Source organism: Longitalea luteola, from assembly GCF_017356035.1.
GTDB lineage: Bacteria > Bacteroidota > Bacteroidia > Chitinophagales > Chitinophagaceae > Niastella > Niastella luteola.
In genome coordinates this window covers 1-26,965 of the sequence record NZ_JAFIQX010000013.1, presented here as the reverse complement: position 1 = coordinate 26,965, position 26,965 = coordinate 1, and the positions used below count along the sequence as shown (strand labels likewise).

Here is a 26,965-nt window from a genome sequence, read left to right as displayed (position 1 = left end):
ACCAGCGTGCCTTAACCGTTTTTATCTTTTTTACTGGCGACATATTGCGAGGGCGTAACACCAAACTCTTCTTTAAAAAATTTGGTGAAGAGCTTCGGGTTATTGAATCCTACCTCATAAGCAACCTGGGCCACCGCCATGCCGCTTTTTTCCAGCAATTGTGCAGCTCTTTTCAGCCGGATAGACCGGATAAACTCCAGGGGTGATTTGGCGGTAAGTGAATGGATCTTCCTGTACAGGGTGACCCGGTTCATAAACATCTCCCGGCTAAAATCTTCCACAGAAAATTCGGGATCATCGAGGTGTCTTTCAACAACCTCCAGCGCCTGCTGCAGGAATTTTTCATCAACAGATGTTACTGTTAATTCCGACGGGTTAACCTCGATCTGCTTCTGAAACCTTTTCTGCAGCAGCTTCTGCTGGGCCAGCAGGTTCCTGATGCGGGATGCGAGTATTTCAAAGGTAAATGGCTTGGTAATGTAATCATTCACGCCTGCCTTCAAACCCTCCAGTTGTTTGTCCTCGCTTCCCATGGCTGTTAGCAGAATCACGGGAATATGCGCTGTAAGCGTTTCGGCTTTGATTTTCCGCGCCAGTTCAACGCCATCCATTAAAGGCATCATAATATCACTCACGACCAGGTCGGGATTCAGCTGCTTTATTTTTTCCCATCCTTCTTTGCCATTCGTGGCTTCTACGATATGGTATTGTGCCTGCAGATTGTCTTTTAAATAAAAACGCAGATCTTCATTGTCTTCGACAATTACAATAGTCTTTTTCTTTCCGCTTTTCTGGCTTTCCTCCAGCATTACCTGTTCCGCCTCTTCTGCCAGTACTGTGTTCAGGACGCGCGTTGATGATTCATATATTGTTTTCGCGGGCAATAACACGGTGAAACAGGAGCCTTTGTCTGGTTCGCTTTTTACGGTAATGATCCCATTGTGCAGTTTTACGAATTCTTTAGTAATGGCCAGACCGATGCCCGTTCCCTGGTTTACCATGCTTTCCGGCGTATCTGTTTGAAAAAACCTTTCAAAGATCTTTTCGTGCTGGTCTGCTGGAATTCCAATGCCCGTGTCTTTTACTTCTATAGCAAAAGCCCCGTCACCTTCATTATTTGCAGGCGGGTTGTACGTCAATCCTACATGCACCATTCCATTATCGTGCGTATATTTAAAGGCGTTGGAAAGCAGATTGAACAGGATCTTCTCTATCTTATCCCTGTCGAAGTAAATTTGAAGGCTGTCAATATTCGTCGAGAAGGTAAATTGAATACCCTTTTTTTCTGCAATATCCATAAACGACTGGCTTATGTCTTTACTGAATCGCACAATGTCGCCAATGGACGGATGCAGTTTTACCTCCTGTACCTCCATTTTCCTGAAATCGAGTAACTGGTTTACCAGGTTCAATAAACGTTTTGCATTACGTTGAACAAGGCTCAACTGCTTTTTCTGTTCTTCATCATTCGTATGCTTAATGATCCTGTCTAACGGAGCAATGATCAAACTTAGGGGTGTGCGAAACTCATGACTTACATTCGTAAAGAATTTTGTTTTTAACTGCTCCATGGCATGCGCTCTTTCCGCTTCCCTGCGTTGTTGCACTACTTCATACCGCATATGTATCCTTTCCAGGGTAATGCGGCGGGCAAGTAAAAATAAACCAGCAGCCATCAGGGTGTAAATAAGATATGCAAAGGGTGTTCGCCAGAATGGCGGCTGAATATTGATCTGCAAGGTTCTTATATCACTCCACAAACCATCTCTGCTTAGCGCTTTTACTTTAAAAGTATAACGACCGGGACTAAGGTTTGTATACGTGGCCCGCCGCTGGTTTCCATCGGCGTACAACCATTCGGCATTAAACCCTTCCATCCTGTAAGCGTATTTTTCCCTGGCGCCATGCGCAAAATCGAGCGAGGTGAATTCAATAGAGAAGACATTTTCTATATACTTGAGATCGATACTTTGCACATGTGATATAGACTGTTTGAGCAGAACACGGTCATTCACCAGCTCACCTGGCTCAATGTTCTTATTCATCAGGTGAAAACCGGTGAAAAGAACTTTCGGCCGATGCGCCGATCGCTGAATCAGAGTTGGATCGATGATGTTAAAACCGGAAGGTCCTCCGAAGATCAACTCCCCCCTACGCGTTTTGAATGCTGCATTTTCATTGAATTCCCGGTTTTGCAGGTTATTTACTTCATCATAATTGATGATGGCAAAGCGAGTACCGTTTTCAGTTTCACGGGGGATAGCATTACATAATCCTTTGGGCGTTGAGATCCAGAATGTCTGGCGGTTGTCTTCCAGCAAATTCAGGATCATATTATCGGGAAGGCCGTCTGTTGTAGTGAATGTTTGAAAACTTTTTGTGTGCTCATCAAAAAGGTTCAATCCTTCCCTGGTGCCTATCCACATTCTGCCCTTGCTGTCTTCTAAAAAACAGATAACATTATTATTGCTTAAACTACTTTTATTGTTTGTTTGCCGGTAAAAAACAGGTGCAGTCTTATTCTTTTCAAAAACGACAATACCGAAAACGGTGCCTATCCACAAATTACCTGCCCGATCTTCAGCAATGGCCGAGATATAATTGAGGCTTTGGTCGCCTTCTTTAAACCGGTAATGTATAAACCGGTTTGTCTTTTTATCGAGAAGGTCTATACCGCCCCCCAAAGTACCTATCCATAATCGTTGTTCCCTGTCTTCAAAAATTTCCCACACCTTATCGTCTGCCAGACTTGAAGTGTCGCCTTCACTATGGCGGTAGCGGGTGAATGTCTTTCCGTCGAACCTGTTGAGCCCGCCGAAGTAAGTTCCAATCCACAGGATGCCTTCATGATCTAGGCACAAGCTTACAATTACATTACTGCTCAGGCTGCCCGGATCGTTTGGGTCGTGCAGGTATTGCTTGAAGGTATTGTTCTTTCTGTTGAACCAGATCAATCCCCCGCCGTTGGTCCCAATCCAGATATTTCCCTGTTTGTCTTCTACAAAGCGGTTTACATCATCGTACTGAAGGCTCCGGGGATTCGATGACTGATGATAATAATGTGGGAATTTTATTATGTTGCCATTGAAATAGTTAACTCCCTGCTTGTAAGTCCCCAGCCAGATAATTCCATTATTATCTTTATACATTGCGGTGATACTATTATGGCTAAGCGTTTGGGGATCTTTGGCATCGTTCGTCAGATAACTGGTATGGAAGTTACTTTTTTTGTTGATCAGCACAATACCGCCATGGTCTGCCGCCACCCAGATCAAACCCTCATCGTCCTGAACGATCTCACTCACCAGGTTTGAAGGCAACCTCGAGGAAAAAGTTTTTTCGTTAAATGCCCTGACCGAATTGTTCTGCGGATGGAAAAGCAGCACTCCATAATTATAATGCCATAGCCAAACGTCTCCGTCGCTGTCTACAAAAATACTATTGTGGATGTTCCCTTTGTTCAATGCCTGCACCGCAGTGCTGGAAAAAACAATTATGTTTTCTTTTATGTCATACTGTTGCAGCAATCCATTTTCACACAGGAGCCATAGCTTTCCGTCTTTTGTTTCCTGAACAGCGGTAATTTTTCCAGGAAGGTTGAACATGAAACGTTGCGCTCTTTTTTCTACTGCTGAATAGAAGTATAGATCGCGGTTGTCGTACAAAAACCAGTACCTTCCGTTATTTCCTTTTACGATCCTGACAATGGAGCCGGAAGGCAAACCAAGTGTGCTCAAATATTTATTGTAATCAGCGTCAAAATTTTCGGTTTGCGAATTATATATAGATGGTCCGCTTCTGGTCATCACCCATATTTTTCCGCCGGGTAATTGATACAATGAGAGAATATTATTATCATACAACGACAAGCTGTCGTTATACTTTTTACTAAACGTTTTAAAAGAATATCCATCGTACCTGTTGAGGCCAGCCAGTGTGCCAAACCATAAAAAACCGTCTGAATCTTTCAGAATGGCATTTACCTGGTTATGCGACAGGCCGGAGAAAATATCTAGTTTGGAAAATTTATAACGCTCACTTTGAGGAAAAACAGCGAGCCATAAAAACAGCAAAGCAATCGGAATAAGAAGACGCATCGCAACAAGTTTAACTTAGGGAGATTTTGCATTGTCAGCGCAAAAGCGCTGAGTACATTCCTGCAAAATCGCGCATTAAGTTAACAAATGGAGCGCGAACAGGCCGATTTTTTTAATTAATCAGCCCTGCCCGTTACTTTTACGTTTTTGCTCTATCGGCGTTGCTCACCAGGCTGCCTCCCGATTCACCAGGAGGCAGCTTTACATAGAAATTAACGACCAGAACACTTTTATGCTTCGTCCTATTACATGATTGTCTTTGGCACCAACGATCTTTTTCCCCGGCACTATAAATCATTCAAGCACCATTACAAAGCCACCATTTGCATTCAACGTAATATCACATTTTTTCTGCTTTGCAGCATTAAGAACTGCCTTTGAAAACAATTCACTCCCGGTTCCATCTGTGAACAACGTTACCTTGCTTTTCTTAAATGTGGCCAGGTCAATTTTTACTTTCTTCTCATTTTTATCTCCATTAATGCCCGCGATGAACCACCGGTTACCGCTTCGCCGGGCGATGACAGCGTATTTTCCAGGATAACCGTCCACAAATTTTACATCGTCCCAGCTGTCTGGAAGCCCTCTTAAAAACGCTTTCACATCATTGGGTACCTGCACCATTCCTTCCGGCGCCTGGGCATAATGTTGTATGCCCGAGAGGAACAATACCGCAAGGGCCAGTTCAAAGGCGGGTGTGGTTCTTCTGATGCAATTAGACGTTGTAAGCCCCGTAAGATTCATTGGAGTGAAATCCATCGGGTCGAATGCGTTCCTGGTGAAGGGCAACATAGTACAATGGTTTGCCTGCTTATCGGCTGCACCCTGATCAAATGTCACCATCTCCATTCCGTAAATTGCTTCCGCTGTCATGAGATGAGGGTATGTTCTTTGCCAGCCCCTTGGCAATGTAGCGCCGTGAAAGTTTACCAGCAGCTTATATTTTGCGGCATCATGCAAAATGTCGATGTAGTATTGGATCATGCTCCGGCCATCTCCGCCAAAGAAATCGATCTTTACGCCTTTAATGCCGAATGCCTGCAAACGGCTGAATTCTTTTTCCCTTCCCTCCTTTGTAAGCAATTTATCTTTAGGATGATAGGCAATCGTGTTCCAGTCACCTGCAGAATTGTACCATAAGATCAATCCAACATTTTTTTGTTTTGCATACGCTGCCAGTTCAGCTATTTTATCATATCCGATCCTGGTATCCCAGTCTGCATCTATGAGGCAATACCGCCAGTGCATGTCACAGGCATAGTCTATGTATTTTTTTTGCTCATTGAAAGTGATGCTGTCATCCTTGCTATTGATCCAGCTCCAACTGGCTTTTCCGGGTTTAACAAAAGAAGCATCCTTTAACAGGGAAGCCGGCGCCAGATCGGTACCCAATGTTGATTCTGCAATTGTTTTCAAACTTCCCATTGTTATAATACGCCAGGGTGTAAGCCATGGCTTATTGCTTTCCGGCAAATAGCCACCGCCTGTAAACACTTCTCTGGGATCGGCAAAGCCGATCGTATAAACAGCCGAGGCAGAATCATTGATCAATCTTGTGCCGCAATAAGTACCATCAAGTGCTGCTTCCGTGATCAACACCCATGTATCATTTGTTTTAAACAAAGCCGGGTACACCCAACCCGACTTTAACGGTGATACGGCGCCAACAGAAATATCCTGCAAATAATGTTCTTCATAAGACGGATGACATTGCTGCCAACCTGTTTTTGCTTCACTCATGGGTTGCAACCAGGCCCTTGTTCCTTTGTCAAATGCAAATGAGGAAAGTTCTTTAACGATCGTTTCATGATCGTTTATCCAGGGGAAAGAATAGCGGAAAGCCGCCCCGTCATTGGATAACCGGAAAATGATGTCCATTTTTCTCTCTTCCACATTGGCAAAAGTCAACACCAATTGATTGGCCTGGTAAACGATGCTGCTTTTTTTTGCATTCTTCGTTTTGTAGTGATCTGCTACACGTTCCGGTTTTGATGTACTGACCAGCTTCATGCCTTGGGTAAAATCATGCCCCTTCATCATTACGCCTAAAGCCGAAAGATGAATGACATTTACGCCGGATCGTTGTACCCTGTACTGAATTTCACCTGAAGCTGATAAAAATACCTGTAGCGCAATGGACTTGTCGGGACTTTGTAATTGAGCAACCTGCTGTGCCTGTAACTGATCAAATGTTCCAATGAAGAGCCAAATTGAAAGAATTGCATTTTTTAAACTCATTTTCAAAGTATATGATTAATAAATTGTGAATGCTGCAGCGAAGCATTCACAATAACTGGTGAAAGATCTGTTATTTAACGATGAGCTTCCTGGTGAAACTAAATGCTTTCGACTTTACTTTAACAAGATAAAATCCTGCCTTCAACCGCGCATCGACCTCTATCCTGTTATTGCTTTTAGCAACTTTTTCATAAAGCATTCTGCCCTGGTTATCATAAATTCGCACGACCGCATTTTCTGTAACCTCGGGAAGAAGGATCGTGAACTTTCCCTTACTGGCAGGATTCGGATATAAACCAACACCAACATTAATGGCAGTTCCGCTGATTCCTGTCCAGTATTGTCTCAGTATGGAACCGGTCACCGTTAAGTTAAAGATCTGCGTGCTTTGGCATCCGCCGCTATTGGTGTAGGTCGCCACATAGTTCCCTGCCTGGTTAACCTGGATATTTGAAATGATCACTTCGCGCGTAACAGCACTGAAATTATTAGGTCCGTTCCATTTCCACGATCCACCCTGCAAAGGCTGTGGACCAAATTGTACGCTGCTACCTGCAGCTACAGTAGCATTGGCTGTCTGCTGCCAGGCTCCGCCATTAAGCTGTACATACGGAGTGATTGTGGTATGCGTACAGGCAGGTTCTCCATAAACAATACCTCTACCAGCAGTACTCATATAAACTCTTCCAAAGACATTCATATCTCCCTGCACAAATTGTCCATTTGCCGGGCCGCCATATTCATGCGCATCGTCATTGACTCGCACCCACGAAGTACCCTGATCTGTTGAGCGATGAACACCTGTGACATTGTTGACGGTGCCCCAAATGTAAATCGTCGGATAATTCGCTCCTGGCGCGGCGACACCAAAACCAACCGCTCCACAATAACTCACACCAGTTATGGTTGAAAATGATTGCCCGGAATTGCTCGAACGTGCCAGGCCTCCATTGTTCAAAGCTATCCAAACATGACCTTCCATGCCGGGCGTTAGCCTGATGACTTTGGAGCCCCAGCTTGAAACTGACCCTGCCTGAGAAAACGACAAGCCGCCGTCGGTGCTCACCATTACCGCTCCATTTGCAGGATTGTATGCATAAAATTTATCTGAATTGACCGGATCGCCAACCGGTCGTGCTTCATCAACACTTAAACCACTCACTGCAGACCACGAAGATCCATTATTAGTTGAGCGGTATGTGACAGTAGATTCCGCCGGGCAATGTAAAATGATTGTACCATTAGCTGATAGTGCCACTTGTCCTTTAATGCCATTCATATTACTTTGAGTCCATGTTAATCCCATATCATTGGAATAATACATGAAGTTTCCGACCCGGACAATTTTGCTGGTGTTTTGAGCAGCTATTGCCAATCCGGTAGTGGTGCCCATTTGTGGATTATGGATCGGTGCGTATTGCTCAAGGTTCGTGTGCCTGAATCCGTCATAGTCGCCAATAACAGAAATGACAGGGCCATTTCGGATACTTTCCAAACCCAGCGGCACCGTTTCTTCAAGCCCGCTTACTGTAAATCGCCAGGTACCACTGGAGCTGATGTTATCATTTACAAACACACCATTACCCGAAGTGACCCAAACTCTTTCCGTATTGAAGGGGTCGAATTCTATTGAGCCCGCCCAATGTATAGCGTGGCCGGCGACCCATGTCACACCATTGGGATCAAGCGTAAATCCGCGGTCTACGACATCCACCCAACTTGAACCACCGTTAGTGCTCAGGAAGATCCTGTCACCCCAGGGACCATTTTGATTCATATAGGTATTGATGGTAGTGGCCACCATCCGGTTAGGATTATTAGGGTCAACGCTGATGCCTCCGAATGCCCTGTTGAAACCAGCAGGTGTAATGTTTGTCCATGCACCTGTGGAAATATTGTACCTCCAGATCGCTCCATTGTCCATTGGCTCTGGTTGTGACCAATGACCATGCGGCCCTGCACCGTTGCCATACGTAACATATAGGTTCCCGTTACCGGCCAAAGCAGCGCGATGCGGCATATAGGTGGTGGTAGCACCAGAAACAGCAGAAAATGATTGTCCGCCATTATCACTTCGGTACAGGTTTGTGCTTCCGCTGCGCGAAACGCCTACAATGATCCTTTGGGTAGCACCGCCTGAAACACTGCTTCCGTCTAAAACCACAAAGCTTATCCCGTTTTCATTAGGGGTTGTAATTACATCAAGGGCGCTCAACCTGCTCCAGGTGGCGCCAGCATCGATACTTCTGAATAACCCATTCCATCGCGTGCCGCAGTAGAGAATGTTGCTGTTGTTGGGGTCCACTACCAGCTTTTCACCGGTTTGCCGCCCCATACCATTGCCATGCGCCCTGAATTGAGTGGTAACATCTGTGATGGTAAATGTGTTGCCATAGTCTGTAGATCGAAGAATGGCTGTTCTACCATTATTAAAATAACCGATGCCTACAAGCATATATAATCTGCCGGGGTTATTAGGATCCAGCGCCAGTGATTCAACGCCCAGATAGCCCACCTGATCGTCAGCTACCCAGTCTGTCAGCGGGATCCAACTGTTGGTTGAAGTATCCCATCTGTAAGCGCCCCCTACATCCGTTCGCGCATATACCAGGTTTTGCTGCGTCTTACTTGGGATAATAGCGGAAACAAAACCGCCACCACCAATAGCTACGTTCTTCCATGTATAGCTGGCTGTTGTTTGCGAGAAGATCTCAAAGGACATAATAAGTCCGCAAACAAAAAGTAGTGTGCCCTTTTGCTTAAATGGTTTCAGTAGATTTTTTTTCATAAAGTTTCAATCGTTTAATTAAATCAAAAAACATCTATTTCGCACCTGCCAATAGCGCATCAATTGTACGCTGATCCTTTACTGTGTTGGTTTTTCTATCCAAAGCGCCGCCTGTATCCCACCAGAAAGGTTTTACACCATGAGCCAGTGCCTGTTTTGTTACAAAGGTTATCCAATAGTCCACCGAGGCATTATGCAGGGCCAGCTCTTTGGGAACATGAGCGGAAGCATCCCGCCTGTAAGCGCCATACTCACCCATCAGAACCGGGATCCCTTTATCAACAAATTTTGTTTTCATTTTATTGAAGTCAGCAATGTGGTCGTTCTCTTCTCCGTACGTAGCGTTACGGTCAGGCTCAACGGTTGAATGATAACCGCTGCCCCAGTAGTAAGCCATTTTACCCCAGCTCACGTCTTCGTTCAGAAAACAGAACTGCGATGGCAAATAGTTATGCACTTCAACCATCAGGCGGTTGGCCACCGGGTCGTTGGGAAGTGTGTTCATCAAGTCAGCTGTCAATGTCGCGTTTGTATTTGGGCCCTGAACAATAAGAACGCGGTGGCTGTTCCTTCCACCAGTAGAACGAACAGCATTAACGAATGTCTGGTGGTACGATGCTAAGACAGCCATCTTCTCGGCATTATCGGCAGCCGGTTCATTAGCGCTGGCAAGCATGAGGTGCTCATCAAAGTCGCGCATGGCGGTCGCTATCTGCTCCCACAATGCTTTTTGCCTGGCATTGACAGAGTCCTGTTTTGCTTTAGTGATGTTATTTTCCAGCCAGCCGCCATCCCAATGAATGTTCAGCATAACAAACATTCCGTTATTGACACAATAGCCGACAACCTCTTTTATTCTATTCATCCAGTTTTGATCTATGTGTGCAGTGGCTTTGTTGTCGACATGAGTATTCCAGGCACAGGGTAAGCGAATAGCAGTAAAACCTAACTGCTTTACAGCTTTTACATAGGATTCAGTGATGTGAGGATTACCCCAGGCCGTTTCTCCGCCGATAGCTTCCAATGTATTCCCAATGTTCCAGCCTAATTTGAATTTAGCAGCCAATTGTACGGCGGTACTCATTCCTATTGAATCAGGCGCCCTGGGAGAGGTATTATATGTGGGATAGAGCCCGGCAGCTTGTGAAACCGTTACTCTTCTTGCCTGTCCATTCTCAGCGTTTACCGTCAATACCGTAGAACGGGAAGCACCTGTTCCATTGAAACCTGCGGTTAATTTGATGGTACTGCTGCCGCTTTTGCCTGATATTGTGTTTAACAGCAGCCAGGAAGCAGCGTTGCTGATACTCCACTGTGCGTTCCCATTAATTGTCAAATCCGCCGTTCCACCAGCTGCGGGAAGATCAATCAGGGATGGAGCCGCGGAGAGCTCCGGAGCAATGGGGTTTCCCTTTTTTTGACAGCTTGTAAAAATGAGTGCAGTAATTAAAAGCCCGATTCCATTGAAACGGGTAGTTTTGGTTAGTTTCATATCTACATTTTACATGAGTACATACTATTTGTCTACGCTTGATGCCGTTGGTATTGAGTATTGCAGACGAGTCCTCTGTTTTCAATAACAGGCGATCTTTCTCTTATTGAATGCTGTAAAACTACCGGGATATTGTTTGAAACACGGTCCTCAAATGTTGCGGATCATGGCAAAAAATGTTGCAGAGATGCTGATTCTCACCAGATTAAACGCCTTTTAAGGCAGACCGGACGTTTCCGAAATCAAAAAAGTAACAGATGAAAAAATAGGGCTTGCCAATGCAAGCCCTACTTTTTATTGTACTTTTTACCGTTAGACAAGCTTAAAAATATGGTACCTTTTTTAGACCTGTTTGCTCGCTATTTCAGCTCCTTTTAACACACTTGCGTCAAATCTTTTAAAGATCCTGTTTACGCTCGATCTTACTTCATCTTTTGCAAGGAACCTGCTGTCCACAGCTTCGGTAGTCCACCCCTGCCATACCTTTTTATCTGTTTTTGCATCCATTATACTAATACTAACCGTAGCCTCCCTTACAGGCACGGTATATGTGTTATAGCCGATAAAACGTGAGGGGTAATAAATAGCTGCCCAGCGGTGAAAGAAAGGGTTATAATAAAAGCGGGTGAACGGTTGCATGAACACCGGATTGTTTCTTTCCTCTACTTTCCTTTCTACTAAAATATCATAGGTTACCAATACATCAGGGTGATCGTTTACCTGTTTCCACCCCAGGTGCTGAAGTTGTTCATTAACGGCATTTTGTATGGAGAGTTTGGCAAACTCCGACGCGCTGGTGCCATTCTCATCTTTTGAGCTTTTGGTATCCACCCAGGCATAAGTCTTGTAACTGCCAAGATTAACTGTGGGATCTTTTTCAACATGTACTACAGGCGAACAAGAGCAGATCAATACGCTTATAAAGGTCACTAAAGAACATCTGAGAACATGTTTCATAGCTACCTCCTTTTTAAGTAAAGATTTTATTGTTCGGTCAAGGTTTTTACGACAGTTGCCAAAGCTATTAAAAAGGCAAAAAGCCAAAACAGGCTGCTAAAGTGTTTTTTCCAATTAGATTGAAATGGATCCTGATTATAACTTAACATCATAATATCGTTCCTCCCGATCCACCTGATCAAAACAGATACCATTAACTTGAAAAATAAAACTTCTGAAATTATTTCATCTTTTCAGCATTTTTTGTTGAAATAATTTCATCTTGTTGACAGATTTTCAACTTCCCCTTCAAGATAAAGAAGCATCGGTCTTAACAATAGAATTAAACTTTCCTTTCCTGAACGGAACATCTATTTCCGGTCGGCGGGAAAGAGTTTTCTTTTTTTCGCAAATCCGTTCATAGAGCTGCATATATTTATTCGCCATGACTGAAGCGGTAAAAGAATGTTCAAATATTTTCCTGATCAATGGGCGGCTTAACTTATGAATACTTTCCACCGCTTCAACTGCCTGTTCCATATCATTTACAATAAAACCGGTTTTCCCATGTTCTACAACTTCCGGAACAGAGCCTTGATCCCATGCAATTACAGGAGTACCATTTGCCATAGCTTCTATCATAACCATTCCGAAAGGCTCCGGCCAGTCAATTGGAAATAACAGAGCCATTGCGTTCCCTAAAAATTCACCTTTCTTATCCTCTCCGATCTCTCCAATGAAATCAATCAATGGATGATCAAGCAAAGGCTTAATTTTCGTTTCAAAATATTCTTTGTCGGCATTATCCACTTTTGCCGCTATTTTCAGTTTGATGCCTGCAAGTTTTGCAATTTGAATAGCACGGTCAGGACGTTTTTCAGGGGATATACGTCCAAGAAATGCCAGGTAATCTCCCTTTCCTTCCCCTAATTTGTAAAGTTCTTTTGGGAGGCCATGATACACGGTGCCCACCCAGTTGGCAAACGGCAAAGGTTTACGCTGGCCGTCTGAAATGGAAACGACCGGTATAGTATAGAATTTTTGGTATATCGGCTTAATATCGTCCAGGTCCAATCTTCCATGAAGAGTGGTGACATGCCGGTACCGATTGAGGTAGGAAAGGGGAAAATGCAAATAGTCATTATGAAAATGAATTATATCAAATTCATTCGCATTCTCCATTACTATCTGCATTTGATAAATATGCCAGGCAATGGGGTCTATGCATGCTTCGTTTAACCGGGTGGCCTGTTTGCATACAGCGTGAAGATTTGCTTTTGTCATTGAATCTTCTGTTCCAAACAGAGTTACATCATGCCCCTGCTTTACCAATTCTTCTGTAAGGTAAGATACTACTCTTTCTGTACCTCCGTAGAGCTTTGGAGGAACGGATTCATAAAGTGGTGGTACTTGTGCTATCCTCATAATCCTTTCTTTTTTTATGTTTCGCTAAATGGAAGCGTGCTTATTTGCTTAAAGCCTTACATTTTCTGGCCCGGAAAAACACTGTTAGCCTAACTGCGTCTGCAAAGGATTTACCTAAGTCTTCGCATGTATTATGTATTGCGCATAACGTTCCTGCTTCCTTCAATTCATAGACTTCCTCCTTTTTTAACGCCGTTATCAAAAGAAATACCATTGATCAGAAAGTGCAATTTTTTCATTCGCAAACGAAATTTTTTCATTGCTGATTGCCAAAATTTCAAACAGGAATTGCAGAAGGGGCACAGGAATGTTGTTTGTATGAGACCGTAAAAAACAGAAGGTTATGAAAAAAAGAATCCTGGAAGCCTGTTTTTCATTTCTTGCAATTTTCCTAATCGCCGTTGGATTCTCTGCAGCCCTGTTCCTGGGTATGCTACTCATGCCGTTGGCTTTTATAATCGTTTCGATGCTCGCGGTAAAAGAAATTTTAATCTGGAACACAAATAAAAAGCCGGCAATTGAAAAGAGAATGCCAGCGCAACGAGTTAGTAAAGCCCCACAAAAAGATGTGGTTTCAAATGGCAACTTTACGAAGCAGCCTGATTCCGTATATCACCGATACGGATAATATCCATTCTTCCGATAAGGAGGTTACGCATAAATTTTCTTGAAATCGTGAAAGGCATTAAGCAAGTGATTTTTTTTAAAAAAGGCTGCTCCAAACTTCTTTGGAGCAGCCTTTAAGTACTTTATCACTATATTCCGGCAATATGTTGATTAGCAAGGCCAGTTTTGCTAATCCTAAGTACACGCTCCGGTGAACTTAATACGTTAAAAAAACGTTCTTAAACCAACTGTAGCAGCCAGCTTACTTAACCTCGATATTCCTGGTGATTTTTTGTGCGCCTTCTTTTTTAGGAAGACTTAAGTGAAGCACACCATCTTTATATTGGCCGCTGATCTTGTCGGCGTCGATGGTGTCATCAAGAGTAAAGCTGCGAGAGAAAGATTGCATGCGATACTCCTGCCTTAAGTAACCTTCACTCTTGTTTTCTTCCTTGTTTTCTTATTTGTGCTCAAAGGATACGGTCAGCATGTTATTGCTGATATTCACGTTAAAGTCTTCTTTTTTCAGACCTGGAGCAGCCACTTCCATTTCATAGGATTTATCAGTTTCCCGTATGTTTACAGGAACCTCACTGGAAGATACTAAACCATTAAAGCCCCAAAAGTCATCGTCAAAGAAGCGGCTCAACGTGTTCCCAAAGACGCTATCAACTAAACCACCAAAAGGCATCAAGGATCTGGAAGCCACTGCACTACCATTACCTTTGTTCCTTTTCATGATGTTAGCCATATAACCTCCTTTTTATTGTTTTCATTTACATTTTGACTATACAAACGCTGTGCAAAAAGGACCTAAATTGTAATATTGACAAGAAAGCTGAAAAATTTGCAAGCGCAGTCAGCGGGCTCCGGAAAAAATTTCAGAGCGCAATAAAGTAACTGAGAATGAAGCACATATACTATGGAATAGCAGAAAGCATTAATTTACAATCCAGGATTAAAGGACTCACGACCGCAATTGGAATCAAGTGCCTGTTTTCCATCCGGACTTCTTCAATCGCAATGCTCTACTACATGGTCAACCTGCGTAGGATAAGAGAATTTACAACATGAAACAGTTACATAGTCGGCCAGGTGATTAATATCGCAGAGAGCCATCCCCGCAGTCAATAAATGACACATGATCTACCCACACATGGTGCCTCCCCAAATACATATGCCATCTCCGGATGGGTTTGTAATAATTAGGTTTCGTATAATCCCATTGTTTACTGCTATGTTTATGTTACCGCTGATCTTTGAACTGGTATTAACGCCTTCGATGGTTTTATTCGCAGCAACATCAAGTCTGCTGCTTAACGTTATCGTGCCTGAAACCCTGATTATATAAGGGCTGGCAGCAGTAGCATAGGTTATTAAATTGGCCGCAGTAGTTACAGTAACAGTATTGCCACCGGCGCCTTATTATGATTGTGGCAAGCCATAACCGTTTGTGACCTGTCCTTTCGACTTACTGATCGTTTCGAATGGTATTGGCCAGTAATATCTTGGCGGATCAGTTGGTGAAGTTATCCCCGAAAGAATATTCCGGTCATAGCTGGTTGCGCTGTTTACAATGTCAATTCCCCAGGGGGTTCTTACAAATCCGCTGCTTTGCAGGGAAATAGCTTTGGCGCTTGCCGGATCGATATATTTAAACAGGCCCTCTATTGCCAGGTTATGGTTGGTACCAACGACCTTACTTTTTATAGCATCTATTGTACTATAATTAAATTGCCCGCGCCAGCCGGGATACAGCGCCGGGTTTGTGCTATCTGCTACATCAAACGTCAATGGGTTTGTTAGTTGAACCATTTTTGTCCAGATATAATTGGATATTTCATTGCCGTTGGCAAAGGTATGGTAGCCTTTTGTCCGGAGGTTGTTGATCATAGTGGTCATCTCCTGCCGAACCGCTAAGGCCTTTTCAGGAAATTTACCCGAACGTATCAGGTCCCAGCGGCGTGTTCCTTCACCTACCAGTTCCAGTTTACGCTCCTGTAAGATCGCTTCTTTCAAAGCATCGCCCGATATGCCGCTTACATTATGGGTTGCATTACCAAAGGCTCTTTGCCGTATCTGGTTCACCAGGGTAATGGCTTCCCCGTCCTTGCCCAATTCAGCTTTAACTTCGGCTAACATCAGTATTACATCGGCCATTCGCAACATGGTCCAGTTCATACCAGAGTTCCGTTGCGCTGTAACATAGGGCGGGTTCATGCGATTATCATCCCATTTGTTTGTTGCAATACCGCCGGTATTTTTATTTCCGGGTTTGAAAGAAAGGATCATTTCATTTCCATCGCCTTTACTGCCTGTAACCGTTACACTTGCATCTCTGCGTTTATCCCCGTTTTCAAATTCACTATAGTAAAAGCTTGGAATAATGCGAATAGCGGCGAACACTTTGGCCGGGGCGGCATTATTACTGCCACCATCCGACGGCCGGCCAAAAGCATACGGGTATTCGCTGGAGGTTGCCTGTTGCCCCGCCTGGATGTTACCTATTTCAAACAAAGACTCGGGACTAACCTGCAGATCGGCAAAATACTGAAAATGCCGTTGGAACGGATTGTTCGCATAGGCCCTTCCATCGGAGGTAATTAAACCGGAGCTGCCTTTATTATCAATTGCTGCCTGTAAATATTGTTCAGCAGTTCTGTAGTAGTCGAGATAATCGGTACGCCGTGCATATACGCAGCCATACATTTCAGCACCTTTTTTAGTAAAAGTCACGCTGCCGTATAAATTCGATACATCAGTGCGTATAGTTTGAAAACCGCCTGAGAAAAGCGCCAGCTGCCCGATAAGCGCGTTGCAATACGTTCTTGATAAACGCTCGGCAGTTATTCCGCCCTCTCCTATTTTAAACATCAGGGGTTCTACATTTTTAAGAGCAGCGATCAGGCTATCGTAAATGGCAAACCGTGAAGTGAGTGAGTAATCTACCACATAGCTGTTTTCATAGCCATAAGGCACATCCCCAAAATGTTTTACCAGGTCAAAATAGCACAGCGCCTTTATGGTCATTGCTTCACCATATAAATGTGTCCATTCCGTAGGTTTACCGGCGGCCGCATCGGCCTGATATTCTGGTTTTGCGGCAATAACGTTAGCTACTTTGGCTGCACGGGCCAGTGTGGTATACAAATTATCGAATCCTCCTGCAACCGCATTTATCGGTAACAGATCAGATCGTAAAATGGCATTCATATTGTTACTGGAACTTTCTTCAGGATACATTTCGGCATCGGACCCTATAGGATCATTCCATCGGTAAACTCCCATTATACAGTTTTGACGGTAATTGGCATAACACCACGCAAGTGTTTTGAATGTTTCCGAAGGTGTGGAGGTAACGAAGTTATCGTCTACATTCGACGGTGATGTGGCATCCAGGAAATCTTTTTTGCATTGTGCACTGGCAATACACAATGTTATTCCAAGTATATAGTTGGTTAATTTTTTCATTTTTTCGCTTTTTAATCGTTAGAAACTAAGGTTCACTCCTACCACATAAGAACGTGCCCGGGGGTATGCGCCAAAATCGAGCCCGGTAGTTGGGTACCTGGCATTGTTATGCGAATCGTCAACGTTTACTTCGGGATCAAGCCCTTTATAGCCTGTTATGGTAAATACATTGTAGATGCTTCCATAAACACGAAGGTTAGTGATTTTCGCCTTCGACACTATTGGCTTTGGAAAGGTATACCCCATTACAAGCGTGTTCAGGCGCAAGAACGAACCGTCTTCAATACCCAGGGTGGAGGTTACCCCTATTTCATTATAAGCAGTAGGTAATGTTGAATTTCTATTAGCCGCGTTTAACTGCTCCGGGGTCGAAAGCCGTTGCAGCTGCCCGTTCACTACATCGTATATTTTATATGAGTTATTGAGTATGGCCAGTTTGTTTTCATAAACGCCTGCTTCTTTGGGGCCGTACAAAGAAGCCAGTTTGTTAGCGTTGTAAATCTGATTACCATAGCTCCAGTTAAAGAACATGCCAAAATCGATGTTTTTAAAAGAAGCATTTACATTGAACCCTCCTGTATGAACAGGGACCATTTTGCCAATAACGGTCACATCGCTGGCATCAATAATACCGTTCTCATCAAGGTCTTTAAACTTAGGAAGTCCCGGATAGGCATATTGGGTAGAAGGGCGGTCCTTAGCTGTAAGCCCATGCACAACACCAATGAAATTACCCAGGTCTGCCGTCCCCTTATTTAAAGTATACAAACCATTATTGTATTGGAAATCATCAGGTGTATAAACACCATCATAAATTAACCCACGAACCAGGCCAACCGGTTGTCCCTGTTGCAGCGTATAATCGGCAGCCGGGTAAGAGGCACTACCGGCCCAGTTTGCGCCATAAAGAAGAGAGATGTTTTCAGCCAGTTCGTCTACATTGCTTTTGTTGAAGTTGACATTACCGCCTACAGTAATGTTCCAGTCTTTGTTCTCGAACACCGTACCGGAAAGCGATAATTCTATCCCCTTGTTACTTGTTTGTCCAAGGTTCTGATAAGTTGTGGTGAAACCGGTAATTCCGGGAATGGTGGCCAGCATCAGCAGATCCCTGGTAGAGTTCCAATATGCATCAACCGTACCTGACAACCGGTTTTGAAATAAAGAGAAATCAACGCCCACGCCGCGGGTAATAGTTGTTTCCCATTTCAGATCGCGATTGGCCAGGGTTGTTGTGGCCAGGTCATAAGCAGACTGTCGCTGGTTATTAATGGCATATTGCATTCGCTGGTCAGTAACCGAGGTCCACAACTGAGACCAGGAATTAGCAGGAATGCCGTCATTACCAACCTCACCGTAAGCAAGGCGTAGTTTTAATTGATCTAACCAGGTAATGTCATTCATAAAGGCTTCGTCAGATACCTTCCAGGCAAAAGCGGCAGCCGGGAAATACCCCCAACGTTTATTGGGCGCAAACCTCGAAGAGCCATCGGCACGGAACGTGAGTGTAAGCAGGTACTTGTCGAGCAAAGAATAGTTTGCCCGGCCGAAATAAGAAGTGATACGGTTGGGCGTGGCCACACTTGAAGAAAATGTTGCCGAACCAACTGTCTGGTCATACTGGTTAATTTGCGCAAAAGCCGTTTTCTCATCAAAATTGGCGGGGAAACGGTTTGCCTGTATCGACATACCGGTGCCGCCTGTATTGAATACTTCATAACCGCCCATTACATTCAACCGGTGAATATCAGCGAGCTTGAATTGATAGGTGAGCGTATTTGACCAACGCATTTGCCAGCTGTCAGATTTACGATAATCAGCCGCACCGGCAAACAACTTTCTACCATTCACATCATCCATATAGTTGTTGTAAATAGCGCCCGACCAATATTTTCGCTGATCCCATCCTTTTTGATAAAACAGGTCAGTATGATAAGTAAGTCCTTTCACAACCTCCCAGTTCAGGGATGCTATGCTGCGCAGGGTTTGACTAAGTAAAAGCGGGTTGTAATCTGCAATGCGGGCTGCCGGGTTATACTCGTCCCACATTGAATTCTTTCCATATTGTTCTATATTACCCGTCCTGAGCGCATTTACATCGCCTAAAATATCGGAAGTGGCAATGGGCCGGAAACGATAAGAACTGGAAAGTAAAGACCCGCTGCCATTCGTTACACCTTCATCGCCCAGGGTTTTAACATCTATAAAACGGGTATCCAATGCGAGTGTAACATTGTCGAACAGCTTTTGACTTACTTTGAACGACAGGTTGGCGCGTTTTAAATAAGAGTTCAGCTTCATGCCCTGCTCATCGAGGTAGTTGGCCGATAAATAAATTTTCGTTTTTTCCGTACCGCCGGTAACAGTGAGGTCATGATTATGGGATATTGAACTATTATATACCTGTTTCTGAATGTCGGTGGATGCCAGGTTGCGGTAGCTTTCAATACCGCCTGTATTGTTACCGGCATTGGCGCCCAAACCATACAATTTTTCAAAAGGCGTTTGAAAAGCAGCGCCGTTGGCGGCTGCGTTGGCCCATACATACCTTAGATAATCGTATGGGTTTAGCGATTCCAGGTAGCCTGTTGGCGTATTCCATTTATTATAGCCATTATAACTGATGGTTGTTTTGCCCGCCTGGGCGCCTTTTGTTGTAACAAGCACGACCCCATTGGCGCCGCGGGCGCCGTAAATAGCAGTAGAAGATGCATCTTTCAGCACATCGATGCTTTTCACCTGGTCGGCAGGAATGTCACTCAAAGAACCCTGCACTCCGTCAATGAGCACCAGGGGCTGATTGCTTTGTGAGATGGAGCCACCGCCCCGCACCCGGATGGCCACATCGGCATTCGGCCGGCCATCCTGTGATATAATATTAACCCCCGGTAATTTCCCCTGCATCGCCTGGGCGATATTGGGAACCGGCGCCGTTGCAATGGTTTTTCCACTCACCGAAGCAACAGAACCGGTCAGGTTCTTTTTTTCTACGGTACCATACCCAATCACAACCACTTCGTTCAGGCTGGCCGCTTCTTTTTCAATCGTAATATTCAGCGGCTCAGTGCCTCGCACGGCCACCAGCTTTTTACCATAACCCACTAAACTGATCTCCAGTTCAATGTTGCCTGCTGTGGGCGCCAGGAGAGAAAAGAAACCTTTGTCATTTGTGCGGGTACCAATATTTGTTCCTTTAATTGTCACGGAGACATCGGCCAGGCCTGATCCCGTGCTTTTCTCAGTTACGGTTCCCGATACTTTTTGTTCCTGCGCAAACAGGTTACAAGTCCATAGCATCAGTGTAAGGAGAAGCAACTTACATTTCATACTGCAATCGTTTTTGTGAAAGTTAAATTTGCCAGTTAGTATCTTTAATTAGCTGTTCTTCAAATCTATCTGTAACTGTGGGAGGAAAGGTTCAAAAAATGACCTTCTTGGTTTACAATTTGGTCATGGGCAATTTCGGCCGGCCAGGGGGCGCCTTTCGCTTCTACGAGCAGGCGCTCATAGCAGCAATCAGAATTTATGCGTCAAACCTATTATTGGAGGGGAAAAAAAAGGTTCAATTTTTGGTATAATATGTTCAAAATTTCGCCAGAGACGAATTTTTATTTGACAATCATTGACCTAAGAAAATGAATTTTACCGCGCGAATTCTTTGGGCTTGTGAATTCAAAGCCGTATCGTAAACCAGACACTTGTAAGGTCTTATCGGTGAGACCTGCTTACCGGCTTAATCACAAAGCTGCCATCAGCCAAACCGTATATGGTGGGTTACGGCTCCTACCAATTTCACCCGCAAATTTTTCAAACAATTCGGCATCACGTTTACGGATCTCCAAAAGAACATACAATAAGTGGGAATTACAATTCGTCATTTTCATTATGTTTGAATCGGCAGCTGGCAAACACGCATGAACCACCCTGATCCGCCGTTTTGTACTTACCCATTTATTTGCGCAAGTGCTTTGAGGATGCTATTTTAGTCGTTGTTAATAGAAATCAATAAAAAACTGTTAAATGACAGATTTCACATTTTACGATGATTTAAAACTGTGGGAATCAAGAATCCAGTACAAAGGAACCGGGATACCTATTAGATTCGCCGGAACTGATCCAGAAGCACCGGGCGAAAGAGGCCGTGCCGAAAACATGCTCAAAACCAGAGCGCTTATTGAACAATCATTGGATGGATCGGTTGAACGGGCAAAAAGAATGATCCGGCTGTTTGTACAGGAGTCGGGCTTTTATAATGAGGACGAAAACAACATCATTACTGACTTTGAGCTGAACTCGGTCTGGCTGGAGCTCCCCCTTGTGCCGATTGAATACCTGATTGAATATTCGCTGGATTTTGATATCATTAGTGAAGCATGGGTAGATACTTATGGATATTTCAAAGTCTATTTCCTGTACAACAAGATAACGGGTGTGAGAAGGATGCCATATTAACACGATGATGGATAGGGCAGCGCCTATACAAAACAGCCGGCCCCGAGCCCCAACTCATCAAAATTAACAAACTTGTTTGACGTATAATAGGTTGTCGGTCACAATACAAAAATTGGCCGTCATCAAAATTTGTCACAATTACCGAAATAAGTGTTAACGCAGCTATTCCCTCAAATTTTTTACCACGATCAAGCCGATTGACTATCACGAAGCCTGTCGTAGAATGGCAGAACTGTTTTAGCTGAATACAATTAATTTGAAATAGCTCCGATATAATCCGATAGTTTGGGATTAACTTTAAAGAAAGGAAGCGTCAAAAGAACCGGTATGAAAAAAATAATGCTCGCCACCTTATTTGTAATGACCGTTTATTTTGCCCAATCACAGCGAGCAGTACCTACCGATAACACTTTAGGTGGATGGATGGATACGATCGTTCAAAACGCCGTATTGCCTTTTATGCAGGATACATCGCGTGTGGGCTTGTCGATAGGTATTGTAAACAACGGCAATACATATTTTTACAACTATGGCACATTGGAGAAGGGAACCCATAAACTTCCAACCCATGAAACAATCTATGAAATAGGATCTGTTTCAAAAACCTTTACCGGTTTCCTGCTTGCCCGCGCAATAATCGACAGAAAGATAAAACTGGATAATGACATCCGGCAATACCTGCATGGCCGCTATCCGAATCTGTCGTATCAGGGGCAGCCCATAAAAATCGGGCATCTTGTGAGTCACACGTCCGGCCTGCCCCCGTTTTTGCCGCATAGGCCTGACCTTTTTCAGCATGCTAAAGACTCCATTCCTTTCCTCCTCGCTAAACTACACGCCGCTTATACCAAAGCGCTTTTCCTTAGAGATCTGCATCATGTAACACTTGATACGATCCCCGGCTTCAATTACCGTTATTCCAATACGGCGGCGCAGACGCTGGGTTTTATTCTGGAAAAGGTATATAACACGCGTTTTGAGGAGCTGGTCAAACGATATATTTCGGATCCGCTGTCTATGAAACAATCGCCCGCTTTCATCCGTTCACCGAATACCTGGCTTGCGAAAGGACATGATGTCAAAGGAAATATTATGCCGTATATGCCTGCGCTGATGAAGGCATCCGGCGGCCTCCGTTCTTCTACCGCCGATATGGTACGATACATCAAATTGCAATTGCAGGAAGAAAACAAAGTGGTTGCGTTATCGCATATGCCCACGCAAAGGTATACCGACAGTACAGCCATTGGCTTTTTCTGGCGAATAAACAGGGTGTACAATAAGTTCGATAAGTTGTGGCATACGGGCGGTACGTTCGGCTTCTCAAGTTATTGCGTTCTCTATCCCGATACAAAAACGGGCATCATCTTACTCTCCAACGAGTTCGACGAAACCTCGCAAGGGGGGCTTATACAAATAGCCGATAAAATCTTTGCATCAGCTTGCAGCGCAGCAGGGGGCATATCTCCGGAATGATACGATTCAGGCCCCTTTATAGTATGTCCAGGGGTCAGATAACGTCATTCAGTAACGCCCCTCGATTTTCAGCTCTACCATATTGCAGGTCATAATGGTGTAAGCGGACGCTTGCACCATTTGAGATTGTACCCCAGTGCATACTTGGATATATTATCCATTATCAATATCAGGAAACTTAATAAGCTTACTGAAATCAGTTTTCCACATATCAAGTTCAAATAACTCATCTGACTCATCAACATTCAATGAAGCAATTACCTGCACCCCATCCTGATCTGTGAACTGAATCTCACTTACTTGCCTACCCATCATCCGTTCACTATTCCTCATTCTATTCGGAAATAATAATAAACTTCCCATACCACCATCTTTCATTGGACATACTAATAGATTTTCTTTCCAATTTGGTGGCAATAAAACAGTAGACTTAGCTACTAATAATTCAAGAAGCTTAAGCTCTTGAACCGTTGGTTTTCTATTCAACTCCATGTATATGTCCTATGTCTATTGTTCCATCTGCTAATTTAAAAGCACTATATTGAACTTTTTGTCCTTGAATCGTAATTATAGAGTTTAGAGGATCACCAATAAAGGAGCCATGTTAAGTCCTTCCGCCCGTACCGGAGCACCATAAAAAAAATCGGAGCTAAGCGGCTCCGATTTTTTATTTGATATCGATTATTTGATTCTTGGTTTGAACCAAATCGTATCGCTCACGGCATTTCGACTTTCTATAGAATCCAACCCGCCTTTAAAAACATAATACTCTTTCGAAACTTTCGCTATCTGCACTACACTGACATGTGCATTGTAAAAAGCCTTTTCGTCATCAGAGATCGGTCCGCTTTGCCGGATAAATCTTAAACTAAACTCACAATCATTCTTCCACTTAAGTTGCCAAAAAGTTGTATCCTTCGTTTTATAATCTATTTCTCTCTGAAGATGTTTGTCGCGAATAATAACAAATTCATCATTTGTTTTTGGCGGGTAAAAATAGAAAGTTCCATATTTCACTTTATTACAGTCATTAACTCTTGCTGGATGCCCGCATGTAAGTAAAGGACAGATAAGTGCAATGAAAAAACTAGACTTCTTTTTAACCATAGTATTACTTATAATTCAGCTGCCATAAAAACCACAAACCCGAAATGCTTTTAACTGTGGTGTTCTGTCCCTTAAGCTGGCCTCCGACACCTACTACCACCCTGTTGAGACCCATTCATGGTTCAACCGCAGTTGAAGGCCTAGTTAACAAACTGAAGTTATTTAAACGAACTTATCTTCTAGAAATTTGTTTTTTCTTACTAAAAATCCCATAAAAGATAGATGCAATACTGACAGTAATAAAAATACCTATTGCGATAAAATCACCCAGTACTTTTTCCTCAGGAAATAATATAGTCTCATAGCCTTCTGAATACTTCATTTTAATTAACTCGCCGATCTTGTGTTTATCACAAAAACCTACAGGGATTCTTTTATTAAATATCTCTCCCTGATAAGTCACATCCATATAATATTTTCTTTTGGTTATGCTGCAATTATTAGGAAGTTTAATAATTTCCATCTCTACAATCTGCCCATCCCGTTCTACATTGTAAACCTCCCATTTTGCTTTTAAAAAAAATAGTGCCCCTAATAAAACAAGTACTCCTAACCAGATAAATGAATATTTCATTTCTAATACAATTTTTTATTTATATCTATTTGGAAAATAAGGTGTCACAACCCGTGTATTATCAATAACAGGCGTCATTAATTTTTGAAGATCGGGCAATTGTAGCGACTTTATCGAATTACTGTTACCATTAGAACTCCTTACTCCATTACTGATCTCCTGCAAAGCACTGCCAGTTATTGCAGACGCTGTGTTATTAATGGTTTGCTGCGTAGTTAAATTGTTTCCAGCATCGATTAGCTTCTGCTGTCTTGGACCGCTTGTTGGGTCACCCGCCGCCACCCGCCGAGCCCTGTCTAATTGATTTTCTGCACCCCTTATTGTGTTAGCATTAACATTCTTTGTCAACACTCCAGCAGTCTTATCCATTAGAACATCCGAGAACATTTGTTTTGTATCTATAGTCCCATTTTGCAGATATTGATTTGCCGCTGATTCTCCAGCCTCCAACCCAGTTTGAACAAATGCTTTCGTTATAGTAGTTGCGGCTTTAGTGCCTCCAACAAAATTTGATGATCCTGCACTTAGAACACTAAACCCGCCACTAACAGCAGACTGCCTTAAATCAACATTTTTAAAAGATTCGCTCCATGATTGACCTTGTATTTTATTTGTGACAACTTGAGTGCCTGCATCAACAGCCGCGCCGGCTATAAAGGCTTTAATGATAAACGGCACTAATGGACAGATTGGACATTCGCCGTTGGGATCATTATATAGTATTGGGTTGTTTAAGCCGAACTGATAAGGAGTTAATGCATCTTGACCTGCTTCCTCCACTTTAGGATCTATTTGAACAAATCGCCCTATTTGCTGGTCATAAGTTCTAGCATTGAAATCATACACCTCTAAACCGCTTCCATCACTAAATTCCTTAGTCTGTATTTCATTACCATTAAAACCGACTTTATTAGGACAACCGCAGTTATTGTCATTTCCACCACCATTTAATGCCTTCGAGCTTATCCCCGCCATCGTCAACCCAAACGGATAATAATGCGTTTCCTCCAATACTGGCCCAGGTATATGCGTTACCTGCAGGTTATCAAAGAACACATCAATGTTCGGAGTCTCATTGGAAACGTAAATATACAGAAAACCACTTTTATTAATTTGAACTCCGCTTAACTGATGCTTCTTCAACTCCTGGTCGTTACCTACCTGATCAACACCGCCGCTTACATACTTTAACTGATCGTCGAAAAGTATCCAGTTCAGGTAAGCCTTTGGCCGTGAAGAATTATAACGCTGGTCTTTTAAAAACTCTAATGCACCAATGTTAAACATTTTTCCGGGATTTACCTGCTGGCCGGCAATTTTACCGCCTGGCCCTCCTCCTATGCTGGCAGTAAGCGCCATTACAAGGTCATTAAGCGGACTAACGGGTTTACCAGGCGTTGCACCATTCAATCTATACCAGCTATTTGCCCGTACATTAAACTTATCACCCGCCATTACCTTTAACACCATAGCAGGTCCTATTTTTTTTCCGTCGCCCCGGAGTCTGGCTACTTTTTCGTTTGGATTGGCAGAAGTATCGTCCGGATAACCAGCCGGTTTATTACTTCTAATGGTGTTATTTACATTACTATACAGTGCTTCTTCCACGTCGCTTGAAGCAGTTTCCATGGTAGCAGCCGGATACATATTGGTAGTTTGTTCCTCGGTAAGCACCATGCGCACATTACCTAAATGATCTTTCAGGAAATAATCAAAAGTAAAGCCGGTTATATTATCACTAGCATCCTTCAAGGGTCTTATCCTTCCCTCTTCATGCATCATGAACTGCAGTTTGTCGTTTTCATAAACAGCGCCCCCTGTGTAAAGTATGGTTTTAAGGGGTTGGCCGTTTTCAGCGATCTCTTTTTTCAATTTAATACCGGCAGCATCATAGGTATAAGTGATCGTTCCTTTTCCTGCAACAGTAACAACAGATGGTAAATTCAGGTAATTGTAAGTTATATTACTGATCGCCTTGTTGTTGTCCTGTATAAGGTTACCGTTTACGTCGTAACTATAATCAGCTCCGGCGCCGTTACTGCCATCTCTAAAATCTCCCAGCGTGGTATTGGGATCGCTGGCTGCATCTGCCACATGACTCAGCTTATTGCTATTGTTCTGATAATTATACGTTAACTGATCTATCAAAGGCGAAGTGCTTCCCTTAAGGCCGTTCTGATTCATGGTGAGCAGATTGCCGTTGGCATCATAGGTAATACCGGTAACACTGAAATCAATATTTGCCGATTTATTAAAAATTGCAGTTGCACCGGAACCGGAAACCCATTGATTAAAATCTGCAC

15 protein-coding genes and 1 pseudogene are annotated in these 26,965 nt (G+C 43.4%); 3 read left to right on the top strand and 13 right to left on the bottom strand.

All coding sequences use genetic code 11. The annotated features are described in order from the left end of the window. Nucleotides 1-11: 11 nt before the first annotated feature. The 6 genes from JUB15_RS24340 to JUB15_RS24315 all read right to left on the bottom strand — a co-directional run bounded on the left by JUB15_RS24340 (nt 12) and on the right by JUB15_RS24315 (nt 12,976). Nucleotides 12-4,097: a two-component regulator propeller domain-containing protein gene (locus JUB15_RS24340; RefSeq protein ID WP_207515264.1), complete on the bottom strand. Its 4,086-nt coding sequence runs from the start codon at nt 4,095-4,097 to the stop codon at nt 12-14. 294 nt (nt 4,098-4,391) lie between these two features. Further along, the gene (locus tag JUB15_RS24335) at nt 4,392-6,335 is read right to left on the bottom strand and encodes a glycoside hydrolase family 97 protein (RefSeq protein ID WP_207515263.1); all 1,944 of its coding nucleotides are present in this window, start codon (nt 6,333-6,335) and stop codon (nt 4,392-4,394) included. Nucleotides 6,336-6,405: 70 nt separating this feature from the next. Next, nucleotides 6,406-9,123, bottom strand: a complete 2,718-nt coding sequence (locus tag JUB15_RS24330) for a T9SS type A sorting domain-containing protein (RefSeq protein WP_207515262.1) — start codon at nt 9,121-9,123, stop codon at nt 6,406-6,408. Between the two features lie 34 nt (nt 9,124-9,157). Beyond that, nucleotides 9,158-10,615: a cellulase family glycosylhydrolase gene (locus tag JUB15_RS24325; protein WP_207515261.1), complete on the bottom strand. Its 1,458-nt coding sequence runs from the start codon at nt 10,613-10,615 to the stop codon at nt 9,158-9,160. A gap of 342 nt (nt 10,616-10,957) precedes the next feature. Then, on the bottom strand, nt 10,958-11,572 hold the full coding sequence (locus tag JUB15_RS24320) for a DUF4136 domain-containing protein (protein WP_207515260.1): 615 nt from the start codon (nt 11,570-11,572) through the stop codon (nt 10,958-10,960). Between the two features lie 288 nt (nt 11,573-11,860). After that, entirely contained in the window at nt 11,861-12,976 is a 1,116-nt protein-coding gene (locus JUB15_RS24315; RefSeq protein ID WP_207515259.1) for a glycosyltransferase family 4 protein, read from the bottom strand. A 343-nt stretch (nt 12,977-13,319) separates the two neighbouring features. Between JUB15_RS24315 and JUB15_RS24310 the strand changes: the two genes are divergently transcribed. Beyond that, nucleotides 13,320-13,604 carry a hypothetical protein gene (locus JUB15_RS24310; protein WP_207515258.1) on the top strand — a complete coding sequence of 95 codons (285 nt, stop codon included), beginning with the start codon at nt 13,320-13,322 and terminating at the stop codon, nt 13,602-13,604. 240 nt (nt 13,605-13,844) lie between these two features. Here JUB15_RS24310 and JUB15_RS28515 read toward each other — a convergent pair. From JUB15_RS28515 to JUB15_RS24290, 3 genes and pseudogenes are all read right to left on the bottom strand, one after another. Continuing rightward, nucleotides 13,845-14,273: pseudogene (locus JUB15_RS28515) on the bottom strand (Hsp20/alpha crystallin family protein). A gap of 734 nt (nt 14,274-15,007) precedes the next feature. Continuing rightward, complete coding sequence (locus JUB15_RS24295) at nt 15,008-17,053, bottom strand: RagB/SusD family nutrient uptake outer membrane protein (protein WP_207515256.1); 2,046 nt, start codon at nt 17,051-17,053, stop codon at nt 15,008-15,010. Nucleotides 17,054-17,071: 18 nt separating this feature from the next. Further along, nucleotides 17,072-20,380 carry a SusC/RagA family TonB-linked outer membrane protein gene (locus JUB15_RS24290; protein ID WP_207515255.1) on the bottom strand — a complete coding sequence of 1,103 codons (3,309 nt, stop codon included), beginning with the start codon at nt 20,378-20,380 and terminating at the stop codon, nt 17,072-17,074. Between the two features lie 693 nt (nt 20,381-21,073). Between JUB15_RS24290 and JUB15_RS24285 the strand changes: the two genes are divergently transcribed. Together JUB15_RS24285 and JUB15_RS24280 are read left to right on the top strand one after the other, a co-directional pair. Next, nucleotides 21,074-21,505, top strand: coding sequence for a hypothetical protein (locus JUB15_RS24285; protein ID WP_207515254.1), 432 nt, complete (start codon nt 21,074-21,076; stop codon nt 21,503-21,505). A gap of 327 nt (nt 21,506-21,832) precedes the next feature. Further along, the gene (locus tag JUB15_RS24280) at nt 21,833-22,981 is read left to right on the top strand and encodes a serine hydrolase domain-containing protein (protein ID WP_207515253.1); all 1,149 of its coding nucleotides are present in this window, start codon (nt 21,833-21,835) and stop codon (nt 22,979-22,981) included. Nucleotides 22,982-23,134: 153 nt separating this feature from the next. On the opposite strand, the gene JUB15_RS24275 is transcribed toward JUB15_RS24280, so the two are convergent. The 4 genes from JUB15_RS24275 to JUB15_RS24260 all read right to left on the bottom strand — a co-directional run. Further along, on the bottom strand, nt 23,135-23,473 hold the full coding sequence (locus JUB15_RS24275; protein ID WP_207515252.1) for a DUF6984 family protein: 339 nt from the start codon (nt 23,471-23,473) through the stop codon (nt 23,135-23,137). A gap of 189 nt (nt 23,474-23,662) precedes the next feature. After that, nucleotides 23,663-24,088, bottom strand: a complete 426-nt coding sequence (locus JUB15_RS24270) for a hypothetical protein (protein ID WP_207515251.1) — start codon at nt 24,086-24,088, stop codon at nt 23,663-23,665. A gap of 172 nt (nt 24,089-24,260) precedes the next feature. After that, nucleotides 24,261-24,662 (bottom strand): hypothetical protein, encoded by a 402-nt coding sequence (locus tag JUB15_RS24265; RefSeq protein WP_207515250.1) that lies wholly within the window; start codon nt 24,660-24,662, stop codon nt 24,261-24,263. A 15-nt stretch (nt 24,663-24,677) separates the two neighbouring features. Then, nucleotides 24,678-26,965, bottom strand: a 2,288-nt coding sequence (locus JUB15_RS24260) for an RHS repeat domain-containing protein (protein WP_305068360.1), incomplete at its 5' end; no start/stop codon positions are given.